Source organism: Rhodococcus marinonascens NBRC 14363, from assembly GCF_001894885.1.
In the GTDB taxonomy this organism is placed as follows: Bacteria; Actinomycetota; Actinomycetes; order Mycobacteriales; family Mycobacteriaceae; genus Rhodococcus_F; species Rhodococcus_F marinonascens.
Map to the genome: position 1 here is coordinate 13467 of NZ_BCXB01000001.1, position 13107 is coordinate 26573.

Consider the following 13107-nt stretch of genomic DNA (forward strand, 5'->3'; position numbering starts at 1 on the left):
GGACGAACTCACCGGTGAGGACGGGCTTCCCGCTCACCCGCACCACATCCCGGCTACCCACCTGTGAACTGAGGGTCCGCTTCTCACGCACCGCTCTTCGAAGACAACGAGGTCGGACGCAAGGAGGCTCGGGTTGACAACGACGCCTCGATCCTGCAATCTTCGGAACAGGTCACGAGTACCAGCGTCAAGCCCCGGCTTGCTGGTCGGCAACCCTCCACTGCGGCGGGGTGCTCCGGGTGACGACCAGGCTGAGGTTCGATACCGGAACCGGCAAGCGCGGACTCCGAGGGCATCCACCCTGTGATGAGTCCCTGACTACGAGGGATATCGTAATGACTGCTGTATTGACCGCTGGCGAATGTGTCGCTCCCCTGGCCCGGGTTTCGGGCTCCGACTTGCGGGTTCCGCTGGTTCAGGGTGGTGACCGTACTTACGTCAACTTCGACTGTGCGGCCAGCGCACCGGCCTTGTCGCAGGTGACCGACCGCATCGAGGCCTTGCTGCCGACGTACTCCAGCGTCCACCGCGGCGCCGGTTACGCGTCCCGGGTGTCGACCGACTGCTATGAGAAGGCCCGCGAGTCGGTTGCCAGGTTCGTCGGAGCGGGTGACGAACAGGTGGTGGTGTTTACCCGGAACACCACGGACTCGCTGAATTTGCTCGCCGGCTGTGTTCCCGGCAGTACCGTTGTTCTCGATATCGAGCACCACGCGAATCTACTGCCTTGGAAGAACTCTCGTGTGGTCCGCGCCGCGGACACGCTCGCCGAGACCGTCCGGCTCCTCGTTGCCGAACTGTGCTCGAGACCCTCCGCTCTGCTCGCGGTGACGGGTGCATCCAATGTCACTGGCGAGGTGCTGCCGATTGCTGCCCTCGCGGAAGTTGCACATCGTTGCGGCGCAAGGATTCTCGTTGATGCGGCCCAACTCGCACCGCACCGTCGGATTGACCTCGAGGCGTGGGGTGTCGACTATCTGGCGTTCTCCGGGCACAAGCTGTATGCCCCGTTCGGGGCCGGTGTGTTGGTGGGCCGCCGGGACTGGCTCGACGACGCAGAGCCATACCTGGCGGGCGGCGGCGCGGTCCGAAACGTGACTGTCGAATCCGCCCAATGGGTTTCTGCCCCTGCCCCAGAATGGGCGTCAGCGCCCGCGCGCCACGAGGCGGGAACACCCAATGTGCTCGGGGCCGCGGCCTTGGCCGCGGCGTGCGATGCGCTGTCCGATCTGGACTTCGACCGGGTTGCCGAACACGAGGCCGTTCTGAGGTCACGGATCCTCGATGGACTCGAGTCAGTCGATGGACTGGAGTTTCTCAGGCTGTGGTCGGATGCGCCCGACACGGTCGGGATCGTGACGTTCACGATCGACGGATTCGAACCGGGGGAGATCGCCGCCTATCTGTCCGCAGAACACGGAATCGGAGTACGCGACGGTCGTTTCTGCGCGCACCCGTTGCTGGAACGACTCGGCCGGCCCGACGGTGCGGTGCGCGTGAGTCTGGGGCTGGGGAGTTGTTCCGAAGACGTGGATCGACTTGTCGACGCCGTGCGCACTCTCGTGGGCGGCAACCGGACGTGGATCTACGCCAAGGAGGGCGGTCAGTGGAATCCGGTGCCAGAGAGACGATTCTTGTTGGATGCGCAGAGATGACCACAGGTCGCCCGTTGGGAGCACAATGATTGGTCACAGTGGGCTGGGCCGGTAGTAGCGGCCCTCATGGTAAAGCAACGGAGACGAAGCGGAGTCGTCGTCGTCGGCCTCGGCGTGGACTCGGGTGACGAGGCCGATCACGAGTGTGTGATCCCCGACGGGAATCAACTGGTCCATGGTGACCCGAAGCCAACTAGGCGTGCCGTGCAACACCGGTTCACCCGTGTCGAGCCTCGCCCAGAGCGACTTGTCTGCGAACCGTTGGTCGGCGCTACGAGCGAACCGCTGAGCCAGGTGTCGTTGATGTTCGCCAAGTAGGTGGATCACCAGCGAATCCGCGGAATGCAGAGCCGTGATGCTGGACGAGGAGTGCGCGATGTTGAACGACACCAAGGGCGGGTCCAGTGAGAGGGAGGCGAAAGAGGTGGCGGTGAAGCCGACAGGGCCGGACCCCGAGTCGAGAGTCACGATCGTGACTCCCGCAGGGTGACGGCGCAGGGCAGCGCGATAGTCCACCGCGCTGATGCCGGGCGAGAGTTCGGGGTCGCGGGGGAGACCCGAACGGTGGATGGTGTCGGCATTCTCGACTGAGTCGGACAAAATACTCTCCGGATCGGCCCGTGCATTGGTTCACGAGATCTGCAGTCAACTATAGAAGGCGGATGCAGGATTCAGTCGACGTCGATCGCGAAGCCGGCGGTGATACGCACCAACTCCGAGAACGACGTGCGGAAGACGGCATTCGGTTGTCCCGCCGCCGCCCACAGTTCGGGGTACTCGGCCAGGGCGTTGTCGACGTAGGTCGGCAGATTCGTGGGATGTCCGAGCGGCGCGATACTCCCGATTGGCTGACCGGTCGCGATCTGCACCATATTCACGGGCGCGTGAGTCAGATTTCCCTGCAGTCGCTTGCCGGCGTTCGCGAGATCCACCTCGTGGGCTCCCGACACAAGGAGCAGGATCGGGTCATCGTCCAGCATGAAAACGAGAGACTTGGTGATGGCTCCGATATCTACCTCGAGAGACTCCGCTGCCATGGCGGCGGAGTGAGTGGACCCGGGTTGAGTCACGATCACCCCGTGATGTCCTCTCGCGATCAGGGTTTCGGCGACGTGCGCGGCGTGGGGATGCAGGGACATCGGCATGAACCAAGAGTAGGGCGATTCACCGCGAAGGACTTCAAGAAGCGCCGTTCGATACGAGATCGGAACGGGGCGTACTCGATTCCGACTTCCGGTCGCGCCGGGCGGTGGAACCGAAGAGCAGTCCGAGTCCGATGAGCGAGTAAAGGGTGAGGGCAAGGGCCGGTTGACCCAGTCCGACGTGGTCGAAGTACAGGATGCTCCGGATTCCTTCGGTGCCGGCACCAGGTGTGATCCAACGTCCGATGGTCGCATAGAAGGAGGGGATGACGTTCGAACCGAACGCGCCGCCGGCGCTAGGGTTGCCGAGGATCACAAAGACGGCGATTGCCAGGGGAACGGCAACGATGCCGACCGCTGCGCGTAGCCCGAGTGTGAACATGGCGGTGCCGAAGACGACGCCGGTCCCAAGGAGCCATAGCGGGAACCAGTGCCCTGAGAACGTACCGAGCACGTATGTCGTGATCAGGGCGCCCAGGGCGCCTGAGAGAACGGAGTAGCCGAAGAGAACGGCTGCGTGGGCACCCGCTTGGCGCAGGGTCCGCGGTGCGCCGATGAACAGGCCGATTGCCGCCGCGAGGAGGTAGCCGCCGACCACCCATCCGACTGCCAGGTAGAAGCCGGACAGTCCGCGGTTGTCGTGCACGCCGACGGGGATCTCGTCCCGAACCGTGAACTGGTGCCCTCGCTCGTTCTCCACCTGCGTGAAGACCGTTTCGAGCGCGCTCGAGATGGAGCTACCGCCCGCACTTGCCGTGACGAGGATGTCGGTACCTGTGGGATCGACAACGAACGCACCCTGGATCTCGCGATCGCGGAGAAGTTGGCGCGCTTGCGCCGTGTCCATGACGACACGCGCGTCGAGCGGACGACCCTCGATCGCATTGAGCCGGTCGGCGATCTGCTGATCCATGCCGGCAGGTAGTCCTCTGGCCGCGATGACTGCGATCTCGATTTCGCGGGGAGTGGGCTGATGGAACGCGGCCACGTAGCTGAGGATGAAGCCGAGCTGGAGGAGTAGGACGCCGAACACCAGCACAACCATCTTCATTGTGGGGCCGTACTTGGACACCGGGCGGTCGTGATGCTCAGGAGTCGGGGTGGTGGTTTCGCTGTCGGTGAAGGTCATGGTCATCGGGCGTTCTCAATCCTTGTCGATACCGGAGGTATTGAATACTCTAGGTATCATGACTGATGATCGTCAACCTGACAGTGGTCACACCGAATGGACGCCGACGCCGCGTCCAGGCCGTGATGTCGTGCGTCAGCGACTGCTCGATGCGGCGGCGGAGGAATTCGCCGAACGCGGCTTCAGCGCCGCGAGGCTCGCGGAGGTCGCGCGGCGGGCCGGGTTCACCAAGGGGGCCGTCTACTCGAATTTCGAATCGAAGCAGGATCTGTTCGCCGAACTCTTCGCACAGCGCTCACTCGATCTTGCGGGACGAGTCCTCGCCGAGATTGCCGGGATGAGTCCTTCGGATGCAGCAGGAAAGGGAGGGGAGGCGATCGCCTCGTGGATGGTTCGTGAGCCGGGGTGGGCAATGTTAGTGCTCGAATTCGGTGTCCTCGCGGTGCGAGATCCACAGATCGCCCAGGCCTACCTGAGGGAGCGGCGGCAGTTGCGCGGCCGGCTCATCGAATTGATCGGCGAGCGGGCTCGCGAGTGGGGCGTCGAAGACAGGTTCGACGTGCGCACGACGGCCATTTCGCTGATGGCGCTCATCTCAGGCCTAGTGCTCGAATACTGGGTTGATCCAGAGGAAGTGGATCAGCCGACGATGGGTGCCGCGGTCACGGCGCTGTTCGCGGGCGCCGTCGCCACGGCCGGTCTGGCCTGAATTCAGGCGGTTCGGGCTACGACCCCGCCGAGAAAACGGTCGATGTGTGTCCAGGTGGAATCCTTCGCCTTGGGGCCGGCGACCAGACCCAGATGACTGCCCGGCACGGTTTCGAACTGCACGGCCGGCGAACCCGTCAGCACGTCCGTGGCAGCTCGGACTGATTCGATCGGCGCGATGACGTCCTCTGTGCCACCGATCGCGAGAACCGGGACCGTCAGATCGGGGAGGTGGACAGTTCCGCTCCGAGTCTGGAAACTGCCTGCGGCAAGAGCGTTCCCGAGGATCAATTGCGTGCAGACCTGGTGGAAGAAGCGCGCGGGGTATCCCGGCATGTCGGCCATGAACCGGTCGATCGATTCCATGCGGGCGAGGGTCTCGGTGGCGTGTAGGTTCTTCGCGATGAACCAAGGCTTGATCAGTTCGCGCTGCAACGCGGTGAAGCGGTAGCTGGCCTGCACCAATGGTGCGGGAAGGCCGCCCATCGCACCAGTTGCAATGGTCAGGGGGCGATCCCCGGTAAAACGACCGACGGCTCGCAGTGGGGCGAGGACTGAAATTGCCTCGTAGTCGATCGGTGTGCCGATCGCCGTCACAGAGCCGATTGGGAGGTCGTTTCGAGCGGCCGCCGTGAGTAGCGACAGCGTCCCGCTGAGGCTCCAGCCGATCAGGTCGACGGGTGCGCCGTGGTGGCGCCTGGACACGCGCTCGATGGATGCGGGAATGATGCGTTCGATCCAGTCCTCGAATCCGAGACCGCGGTCTTCGTAGCCCATCGTGCCGTAGTCGACGAGATAGGTCGCCTTGCCGGTACCGGCGAGATGCGCGGCCAGGCTTTGTCCGGGCCGGAGATCGAAACACCGAGAGGGCACCGCCAACGGGGGCACGAGGAGGACGGGCCGATCACCGCGGGACTTGGCGGTGTCGAACCGATAGAGGTTCTGGTGGGGTGCTTCGTCGATGAGGGTCGACGGGGTCCGCTGGACCGGTGCGATTCCGCCGCCGAAGGACAATCGCCAGGCATTGCGGGTCAGTGTGTTCAGTGTCGGGCTCCAAGCAATGTCGAGCACAGTACCCTCTCGTGGCGGCGCAGATCCCTCCAGGTATCTGTTACGCAAATATATAGGCAATCCTGCGCGCGGAAGTCAGTGGGTGCCGGGCCGATCGGCCAGCAATACCCGCAGCACCGTCGACGGTCGGAGCAACTTGCGCGGACGGTCGAGAAGATGTGTCACTCGGAGGAATGCCGATCCGACGACTGGGTCGACGGCCGCAGCCCGGTCGAGTCGGGACGCGTAGGCGTTGGCGAACCGGACACGCACCGATCGTCTGCCGGGGACCGCTGGGAGTCGGAGGTCGTTGTCGACAGTGAGGTTCCAGGCTGCGTCGATGCACCGATTCGCCTCACGCAGAAACTGCCGGGGGAGGTTCGTCGTCGATTGCAGGCAGTTCCGCAGGATTGTCGCCTCCACCGCGGCGACGCTCATACCCTGGCCGTAGATGGGGTTGAAAGAGCAGATGGCGTCAGCGAACGGCACGTAGTTCGACGGTAGGTCATCTGCCGAATAGTGGTGGCGGATCGTGGTTGGAATCCGATAACGGACTCCGTCGCCCAGGGGTTGCGCGGTGGCCAGCGCGTCGTAGATGTCCGGGGTGGGGAACGACCGCGCGAAGTCGAGGAACCCGTCCGGGTCGAGCGGCGGTACGTCGTCGCCGTATCCGGCGAGAGTGACAATCCAGTTGCCGTCCTCCTGTATGCCCATGAATCCACTTCGCGGGCTCGACGGTCCCGGTGCCATCCCAATACCGGAGTCGCCGTCCAGGCGAGATGCGTCAAGGCGGAAGTGCCGCGTTGCGTAGGTGACGTCGACGGCCAGTTGCGACTCGCGTGGGGGTGTGAACCCCAACCTGCCGAGCCAGGCAAGGCTCTGCGAACTCCGACCCGACGAGTCCACGACGAAATCGGCGGGTACGACCTCGGTCGGGGGGCCACCGGACCGGTGCTGAACGCTCACACCCGTCACCGCGTTACCGTCGGCGATCAGCCCGGTGACATCGCTGCGGTCTAGTATTCGAACATTTGGCAAAGCTTGAACACGTTGCCGCACATGCCATTCAATGAGATCTCGACTCGCAAGGATACCGGGTACTCCGCTGATGCCGCCAGCCAACCGGTGCCCGTCGACGACCCACCGGATGTCGCCCAGCGCGTCTCCCGCAATGGCGCCGAGCTCGAGCAGTTGGTCGACGAAACCGGGGAGAAGATCATCCATCGCCGCTTGCCCACTGGCGAGCAGGGCGTGCACGTGGCGAGCCTGCGGCACGCACTTGCGGGCGGTGGCAGTCGCTGGCAGGATATCGCGCTCGAGGACGAGAACACTCCGGAAGGTCTTGCTGAGAGCAGCGGCTGCCAGAAGGCCACCCATTCCGGCGCCGACCACTGTGGCGTTGCTGCCAAGGGGCTTCGAGTGTGTCCGTTCGCAGGCAGTACAGATACCTTGAGCCTACTTCGTCGGGCCGTCGGGCAGGGGTTACTCTCTCGTAATGGCAGAGCAGAAGACATGGAATGCATTTACCGTCGAGCACAAGGATCACGTTGCGCAGGTAACGCTCGTCGGACCCGGTAAGGGCAATTCGATGGGCCCGGATTTCTGGGCTGAACTCCCGGAGATCTTCCGTGATCTCGACGCCGACCCCGAGGTGCGGGCGGTCGTGATCGCCGGGGCGGGCAGGCACTTCTCGATCGGGCTGGACCTGGCCGCCATGAGCGGCGACTTGGGCGCCGTCCTCGCCGGCACCGCACTGGCCGGGCCCCGCACAACGTTCCACGGCAAGATCAAGCTGCTGCAGTCTGCGATCACTGCGGTTGCCGACTGCCGTAAGCCCGTGATCGCGGCCGTGCAGGGTTGGTGCATCGGCGGAGGCGTCGACCTGATCTCCGCCGCCGATATCCGGTACGCGAGTACCGACGCGAAGTTCAGCATCCGGGAGGTCAAGGTTGCGATTGTCGCGGATGTGGGCAGTCTCGCGCGCCTGCCCGCGATCATCAGTGACGGGCACCTGCGAGAGCTTGCCCTCACGGGTAAGGATATCGACGCGGCGCGTGCCGAGAAGATCGGACTCGTCAACGAGGTCTTCGAAGATGCAGACGCTGCATTGGCCGCAGCGCACGCCGCCGCGGCGGACATTGCCGCGAACCCGCCTCTCGTGGTGCAGGGGATCAAGGATGTCCTCGACCACTCCCGCTCGGCCGCCGTCGCCGACAGTCTTCGCTATGTTGCCGCATGGAACGCTGCGTTCCTGCCTTCGCAGGACCTGACCGAGGCGATCACCGCCGTCTTCGAGAAGCGCACACCCGAGTTCAAGGGTGAATAGCCGAAACCTTTTCGGAAAGTAAACCACTGTTCAGCAGTTGCCCCGGTCCGCGATGCGCTCGCATACTTAGTGAGTACAAATAAACTCTTAGGCGCATCGAGGACACAGTGTCGCATTCGGTTGAAACGCCGGTGGCTTACTCCCACCGGCAAATTCTTGTCATTATTAGCGGTTTGATGCTCGGCATGTTCCTTGCTGCGCTCGATCAGACCATCGTGTCGACGGCGATCCGCACGATCGCCGACGATCTCGATGGCTACTCGCTGCAGGCGTGGGCCACCACCGCCTACCTCATCACCGCGACCCTGGCAACGCCGCTTTACGGCAAACTGTCCGACCTCTACGGGCGCAAGCCGTTCTTCATGTTCGCGATCTCGGTGTTCGTGATCGGCTCGTTCCTGTGCACGTTCTCGACGTCGATGTACATGCTCGCGGCCTTTCGTGCGCTGCAGGGACTCGGTGCGGGCGGTTTGTTCTCGTTGGCGCTCACCATCGTCGGTGACATTGTCTCCCCGCGTGAACGCGCCAAGTATCAGGGATACTTCCTGGCGACGTTCGGCACGTCCAGCGTCATCGGACCTGTCCTCGGAGGTGTGCTAGCGGGGCAGGACACGATCCTCGGAATCGCTGGCTGGCGCTGGGTGTTCTTGGTGAACGTGCCGGTCGGACTCATCGCGCTGGTGGTAGTTTTCAAAGTTCTGAACCTCCCGAAACGCCCGATCGATGACCAACGGATCGACTGGTGGGGCGCAATCGCCCTTGCGGTTGGTGTGGTGCCGTTGCTCGTGGTCGCCGAGCAGGGGCGCGAGTGGGGATGGGGTAGTCCGCAATCGTTGGTGTGTTATATCATCGGCGTGATCGGGGTGCTGGCATTCGTCCTGGTGGAAGTGGCGATGAAGGACGCCGCTCTCATCCCGATGCGCTTCTTCCGCAACAGCACCTTCACGCTCGGTGTTGTCATCAGCGTTGTCGTCGGCGCAGCTATGTTCGGCGGCCTCATCCTGCTTCCGCAGTACCTGCAGGTGGTGAAGGGCTCGAGCCCCACTATCGCCGGATTCCAGATCTTGCCTATGGTTCTCGGTCTCATGGTGGGCTCGGTGGTCAGCGGTCAGATTATTTCGCGGACCGGGCGGTACCGGTACTTTCCGATCGTGGGTACGGCCCTGGTCGTGATCGGTGGGTTCCTGTTACATACGGTGGCCGCTGATACGCAGATGCCCCTCCTCATGGTCTACATGTTGATCGTTGGCCTCGGGCTCGGGAACTTGATGCAGCCGTTGACTCTCGCCATTCAGAACGCGCTGCCGCCCCAGGACATGGGAGTGTCCACCGGCGCGGCGACGTTCTTCCGGCAAATCGGCGGAACTGCGGGGGTTGCGATCTTTCTGTCGATCCTCTTCTCCAAACTGACCCCGGCCATCGGCGAGCGCGTGACCGACGCGGCGGGTACTCCCGAATTTCAGCAAGCCGTGGTGACGGCCGCACAGAGCAATGACCCGGCTGAAGCTGCCCTGGCTCAGGGCATACTCAGCCCGGATCATGCCGCCGTGGGCGGGGTGCTCTCAGACAGTTCGATTATCGGCAGACTGAGTGACGTCTTGGCGCTGCCGTTCCGCGAAGGATTTGCCGACGCCATCGGGTCGGTCTTCCTGATCGTGTCGATTCTCGCGGTCTTCGCCTTCCTCTTGACCCTGGTGTGGAAGGAAATGCCACTCCGGACCGAGTCCGGTCTCCAGTCCTCGGCGCGCGAGCAGTCGGACCCAGCACAAGAGGATGAAGCGCAAGACGACGAAGCGCGGGAGGAGGCGCGCGTTTCCGCGAAGACCATCTCAGGGACCTCGCAGAGCCTAGGGACCTCGCAGAGCCTAGGGACCTCGCAGAGCCCAGGGACCTCGCAAAGCCATAGGGCCCGTCACAGGGCATAAGCCCCGTCACAGAGCATTAGGTGCGAGAACGGCGCCTCTCTCACCCCATTTTCGGGGAGAAGGGCGCCGTTGCCGCGAATGTCGTCGAACGCTGCTGAATGCCGTTCTACTCAGTGGCTGCTGCTGTCCTTCAGGCGCTTGATCGAAGCCTCGATCTCTGCTTTCGCCTCGGCAACACCGACCCAGTCGGCGCCTGTGACGTGCTTGTTCGGCTCGAGGTCCTTGTAGTGGACGAAGAAGTGCTCGATGGCGTCCAGTTCGAACTTGGGGACGTCCGCAATATCCTGGATGTGGTCCCAGCGCGGGTCGCCCGCGGGCACGCACAGCACCTTGTCGTCGCCGCCGGCCTCGTCGACCATCTTGAACATGCCGACCGGGCGAGCCTCGACGATGACGCCGGGGTAAACGGACTCGGGGAGCAGCACCAGCGCGTCCAGCGGATCGCCGTCTTCGCCGAGGGTGTTCTCGATGAAGCCGTAGTCGGCCGGGTAACCGAACGAGGTGTAGAGGTAGCGGTCCAGCTTCACGCGGCCGCTCACGTGGTCGACCTCGTACTTGTTTCGCTGTCCCTTGGGGATCTCGATGGTGACGTCGAACTCCACGCCGATTCCTCGCTGTCGTGTCGATGATGATTCTCCTCCGAGAGGATATCGGGTCGAGGATAAGGTTGGTTGTCTGACCACCCACGAACAGCACAGTGAAGGCGGAGGCGCATTGCCGGGCCAGGGAAAGAAGAAGATCGGCTCGTTGGCCGAACGTCATCGTCGGAACAGGCGCCTGCTGGTCGCCTCGATCGTGGTGGTGTTTGCGATGGCGGGAGGCTTCGTGATCGTGGTGTCGACGCAGGCCGCATCGGCGGGCCGTGATCATCTGACGAGAGCCCCAGAACCTGCCCGGATCACTGCCGCGCCGAATCTCATACCGGTCCCGGACGACGCACCGATCCCGACCCCGCAGGGGATTGCTGCGGCGTTGGGTCCGGTAGCTGCCAACCCGGGTTTGGGCGTTTTCAGTGGAACGGTGGCCGACGCCCTCACCGGGCAGGTGCTGTGGAGTGTCAATCCACAGGTGCCGGCGACACCCGCTTCCAGCACTAAAATCCTCACGGCGGGGGCCGCATTGCTGTCGCTGCCGTCCGACCATCGTGTGACGACCAGGGTGGTGCGAGGCGCTCCCGGCGAGATCGTGCTCGTCGCCGGTGGTGATCCCACCCTCACTGCCATGCCGGTCGGCGAGAGCGGGTACTACCCGGGTGCGGCACACATATCGGAGCTTGTCGATCAGATCCGTAAGGCCGGGATCCAGGCGACGAGAATAGTGGTCGACACCAGCATTTACTCCGGCGCAGCAATGGCGCAGGGGTGGTATCCGGACGACATCGGTGCGGGATTCATCACGCCGACCGAGCCGATCATGATCGACGGTGGACGAGAGGACCCGTTGGTGGACGAGTCACCGCGCAGTGCCACGCCCGCGATCGACGCCGGTCGGGTGCTCGCCGCTGCACTTGGTGTGGACCCGTCTGCGGTCAGTCCCGGAGTCGCATCGCCTGATGCGGCCACGGTCGCGAGTGTCCGGTCCGCGCCGTTGCGCGACCGGCTGCGGCAGATGATGGAACACTCGGACAATGTGCTTGCCGAAGCAATCGGACGGGAGGTGGCCATGAATGCCGGCGCGGAAGCATCGTTCGCGGGAGCCGTCGCGGCCATTTCCCAGAAACTGACTGCGGCTGGATTCGACCTGTCGGGACTGACTCTGCACGACGCGAGCGGGTTGTCCGTCGACGACCGCATCGCTCCACAGCTGCTCGACCAGGTATTGACGTCGGCAGCCGGAGTCGGCATGCCCGTTCTGCGCCCGATGCTCGACTACTTGCCAGTGGCCGGTGCCACGGGCAGCCTGTCCGACCGCTACGCCTCCGGCACCCGGGCGGGCGCCGGGTGGGTGCGCGCGAAGACCGGCACCCTGGACATAGCCAGCGCTCTGGCCGGCTATGTCGTGGATCAGGACGGGCGTGTCCTGACCTTTGCGCTGATGTCCAACGACAGCCCGCCGGAGGTCAGTCGCCCCGCACTCGACGCGCTGGCGGCAACGCTCCGCACATGCGGGTGTCAGTGATGGCTACCGAGGGAAGTGCTTTCAGCGGTGCAGTCGACTGGGACCTAGCCGCCAGGACAGGCGTGAAACTGGTTCGCAGCGGCCCGGCCACATCGCGGTATACGGCGGAGACGGTCGTTGCGGAACTGTCCGAGGCGTCGATGCGGGCAGAGGTTCCTGTCCGGGAGGTGACCGGACTCGCCGACGGACTACCGGTGCCGACAGCGCAGATCCTCGACCGGAGTGGGTGGATTCACGCTGCCGCGCATTCGATGGAACAGCTCACCGGTGGTGGTGCCGCAACGGGGCTTCTGACCGGCAAGCCCGCAGGCATTCAGGTGGGTGCGATGCTCGCCTACCTGTCTTCGGCGATTCTCGGCCAGTACGACCCGTTCACCGGTGACAACGGAACCCTGCTGCTGGTGGCACCCAACGTGGTGGCCGTAGAGCGTGCGCTGAGAGTGCGTCCCAGCGACTTTCGGCTCTGGGTGTGCCTGCACGAGGTGACGCACCGGGTGCAGTTCTCGTCGTCACCGTGGCTCACGGGATACATGCAGGAATCCGTGGAAACCCTCGGATCCTCGGTCGACGAATCGGTCTCGGACCTCGCCGGACGGCTCTCGTCGGCACTGCGGGACCGCGGCCGGAGCGAGTCGGACGTGCCCGGCGGCCTCGTCGGGTTGATGCGTGCGACACAGGCAGAACCGCAACGCGAGGCGCTCGACCGTTTGCTGGTGCTCGGAACTTTGCTCGAGGGTCATGCGGATCACGTGATGGACGCGGTCGGGCCGACTGTCGTGCCGTCGGTGACAACGATTCGCGCAGCATTCGACAGTCGGCGTCGCCGCAAGAGCAACCCGGTGCATCGACTGATCCGGGCTCTTCTCGGAATGGACGCCAAAATGGCGCAGTACGTGCGTGGCAAGGCGTTCGTCGATGCTGTTGTAGAGAGGGTGGGGATGGACGGGTTCAACACGATCTGGACCGGCCCCGACACCCTGCCCAGGCTCGCCGAGATCGACCGGCCCGAAGCCTGGGTGTCGCGGGTGCTGGGCTGACGGCAGAGAGGCGGAGT

General features: G+C 64.1%; 12 protein-coding genes and 1 riboswitch. Of the genes, 6 read left to right on the forward strand and 6 right to left on the reverse strand.

What is annotated here, in order from left to right; genetic code table 11:
- The first annotated feature begins 170 nt into the window (after positions 1-170).
- Positions 171-286: riboswitch (SAM riboswitch) on the forward strand.
- A 49-nt stretch (positions 287-335) separates the two neighbouring features.
- On the forward strand, positions 336-1655 hold the full coding sequence (locus RM2_RS00060; RefSeq protein WP_072686821.1) for an aminotransferase class V-fold PLP-dependent enzyme: 1320 nt from the start codon (positions 336-338) through the stop codon (positions 1653-1655).
- Positions 1656-1688: 33 nt separating this feature from the next.
- Here RM2_RS00060 and RM2_RS00065 read toward each other — a convergent pair whose 3' ends face one another.
- The 3 genes from RM2_RS00065 to RM2_RS00075 all read right to left on the reverse strand — a co-directional run bounded on the left by RM2_RS00065 (position 1689) and on the right by RM2_RS00075 (position 3926).
- A complete protein-coding gene (locus RM2_RS00065; RefSeq protein ID WP_072686822.1) occupies positions 1689-2255 on the reverse strand; it encodes a flavin reductase family protein in 567 nt (188 codons plus the stop codon).
- A 71-nt stretch (positions 2256-2326) separates the two neighbouring features.
- A complete protein-coding gene (locus RM2_RS00070) occupies positions 2327-2800 on the reverse strand; it encodes a YbaK/EbsC family protein (RefSeq protein WP_072686823.1) in 474 nt (157 codons plus the stop codon).
- A gap of 34 nt (positions 2801-2834) precedes the next feature.
- On the reverse strand, positions 2835-3926 hold the full coding sequence (locus RM2_RS00075; RefSeq protein WP_072686824.1) for an ABC transporter permease: 1092 nt from the start codon (positions 3924-3926) through the stop codon (positions 2835-2837).
- A gap of 58 nt (positions 3927-3984) precedes the next feature.
- Between RM2_RS00075 and RM2_RS00080 the strand changes: the two genes are divergently transcribed.
- Positions 3985-4635, forward strand: a complete 651-nt coding sequence (locus RM2_RS00080; RefSeq protein WP_174553806.1) for a TetR/AcrR family transcriptional regulator — start codon at positions 3985-3987, stop codon at positions 4633-4635.
- A 2-nt stretch (positions 4636-4637) separates the two neighbouring features.
- Here the strand turns inward: RM2_RS00080 and RM2_RS00085 are convergent, their stop codons facing one another.
- Positions 4638-5705: an alpha/beta fold hydrolase gene (locus RM2_RS00085; RefSeq protein WP_072686826.1), complete on the reverse strand. Its 1068-nt coding sequence runs from the start codon at positions 5703-5705 to the stop codon at positions 4638-4640.
- Positions 5706-5780: 75 nt separating this feature from the next.
- The gene (locus RM2_RS00090; protein WP_245813671.1) at positions 5781-7076 is read right to left on the reverse strand and encodes an FAD-dependent oxidoreductase; all 1296 of its coding nucleotides are present in this window, start codon (positions 7074-7076) and stop codon (positions 5781-5783) included.
- A gap of 103 nt (positions 7077-7179) precedes the next feature.
- Between RM2_RS00090 and RM2_RS00095 the strand changes: the two genes are divergently transcribed.
- The gene (locus tag RM2_RS00095) at positions 7180-8010 is read left to right on the forward strand and encodes a crotonase/enoyl-CoA hydratase family protein (RefSeq protein ID WP_072686827.1); all 831 of its coding nucleotides are present in this window, start codon (positions 7180-7182) and stop codon (positions 8008-8010) included.
- Between the two features lie 107 nt (positions 8011-8117).
- Positions 8118-9935 carry an MDR family MFS transporter gene (locus RM2_RS00100; RefSeq protein WP_084721572.1) on the forward strand — a complete coding sequence of 606 codons (1818 nt, stop codon included), beginning with the start codon at positions 8118-8120 and terminating at the stop codon, positions 9933-9935.
- Positions 9936-10045: 110 nt separating this feature from the next.
- On the opposite strand, the gene RM2_RS00105 is transcribed toward RM2_RS00100, so the two are convergent.
- Complete coding sequence (locus tag RM2_RS00105) at positions 10046-10537, reverse strand: inorganic diphosphatase (RefSeq protein WP_072686828.1); 492 nt, start codon at positions 10535-10537, stop codon at positions 10046-10048.
- Positions 10538-10673: 136 nt separating this feature from the next.
- On the opposite strand from RM2_RS00105, the gene dacB reads away from it, so the two are divergent.
- Both dacB and RM2_RS00115 read left to right on the forward strand, forming a co-directional pair.
- Positions 10674-12053: a D-alanyl-D-alanine carboxypeptidase/D-alanyl-D-alanine endopeptidase gene (gene dacB, locus RM2_RS00110; protein ID WP_084721595.1), complete on the forward strand. Its 1380-nt coding sequence runs from the start codon at positions 10674-10676 to the stop codon at positions 12051-12053.
- The gene (locus tag RM2_RS00115) at positions 12053-13090 is read left to right on the forward strand and encodes an Rv3626c family coenzyme F420 biosynthesis-associated protein (protein WP_072687173.1); all 1038 of its coding nucleotides are present in this window, start codon (positions 12053-12055) and stop codon (positions 13088-13090) included. The genes dacB and RM2_RS00115 overlap by 1 nt, the downstream gene beginning before the upstream one ends.
- The last annotated feature ends 17 nt before the right edge of the window (positions 13091-13107 follow it).

Excerpts from the sequence above, each read along its gene's own strand:
- RM2_RS00060 (WP_072686821.1), top strand. The coding sequence starts at position 336 with ATGACTGCTGTATTGACCGCTGGCGAATGTGTCGCTCCCCTGGCCCGG.
- RM2_RS00095 (WP_072686827.1), top strand. The coding sequence starts at position 7,180 with ATGGCAGAGCAGAAGACATGGAATGCATTTACCGTCGAGCACAAGGAT.
- RM2_RS00080 (WP_174553806.1), top strand. The coding sequence starts at position 3,985 with ATGACTGATGATCGTCAACCTGACAGTGGTCACACCGAATGGACGCCG.
- RM2_RS00115 (WP_072687173.1), top strand. The coding sequence starts at position 12,053 with ATGGCTACCGAGGGAAGTGCTTTCAGCGGTGCAGTCGACTGGGACCTA.
- RM2_RS00075 (WP_072686824.1), bottom strand. The coding sequence starts at position 3,926 with ATGACCTTCACCGACAGCGAAACCACCACCCCGACTCCTGAGCATCAC.
- RM2_RS00070 (WP_072686823.1), bottom strand. The coding sequence starts at position 2,800 with ATGCCGATGTCCCTGCATCCCCACGCCGCGCACGTCGCCGAAACCCTG.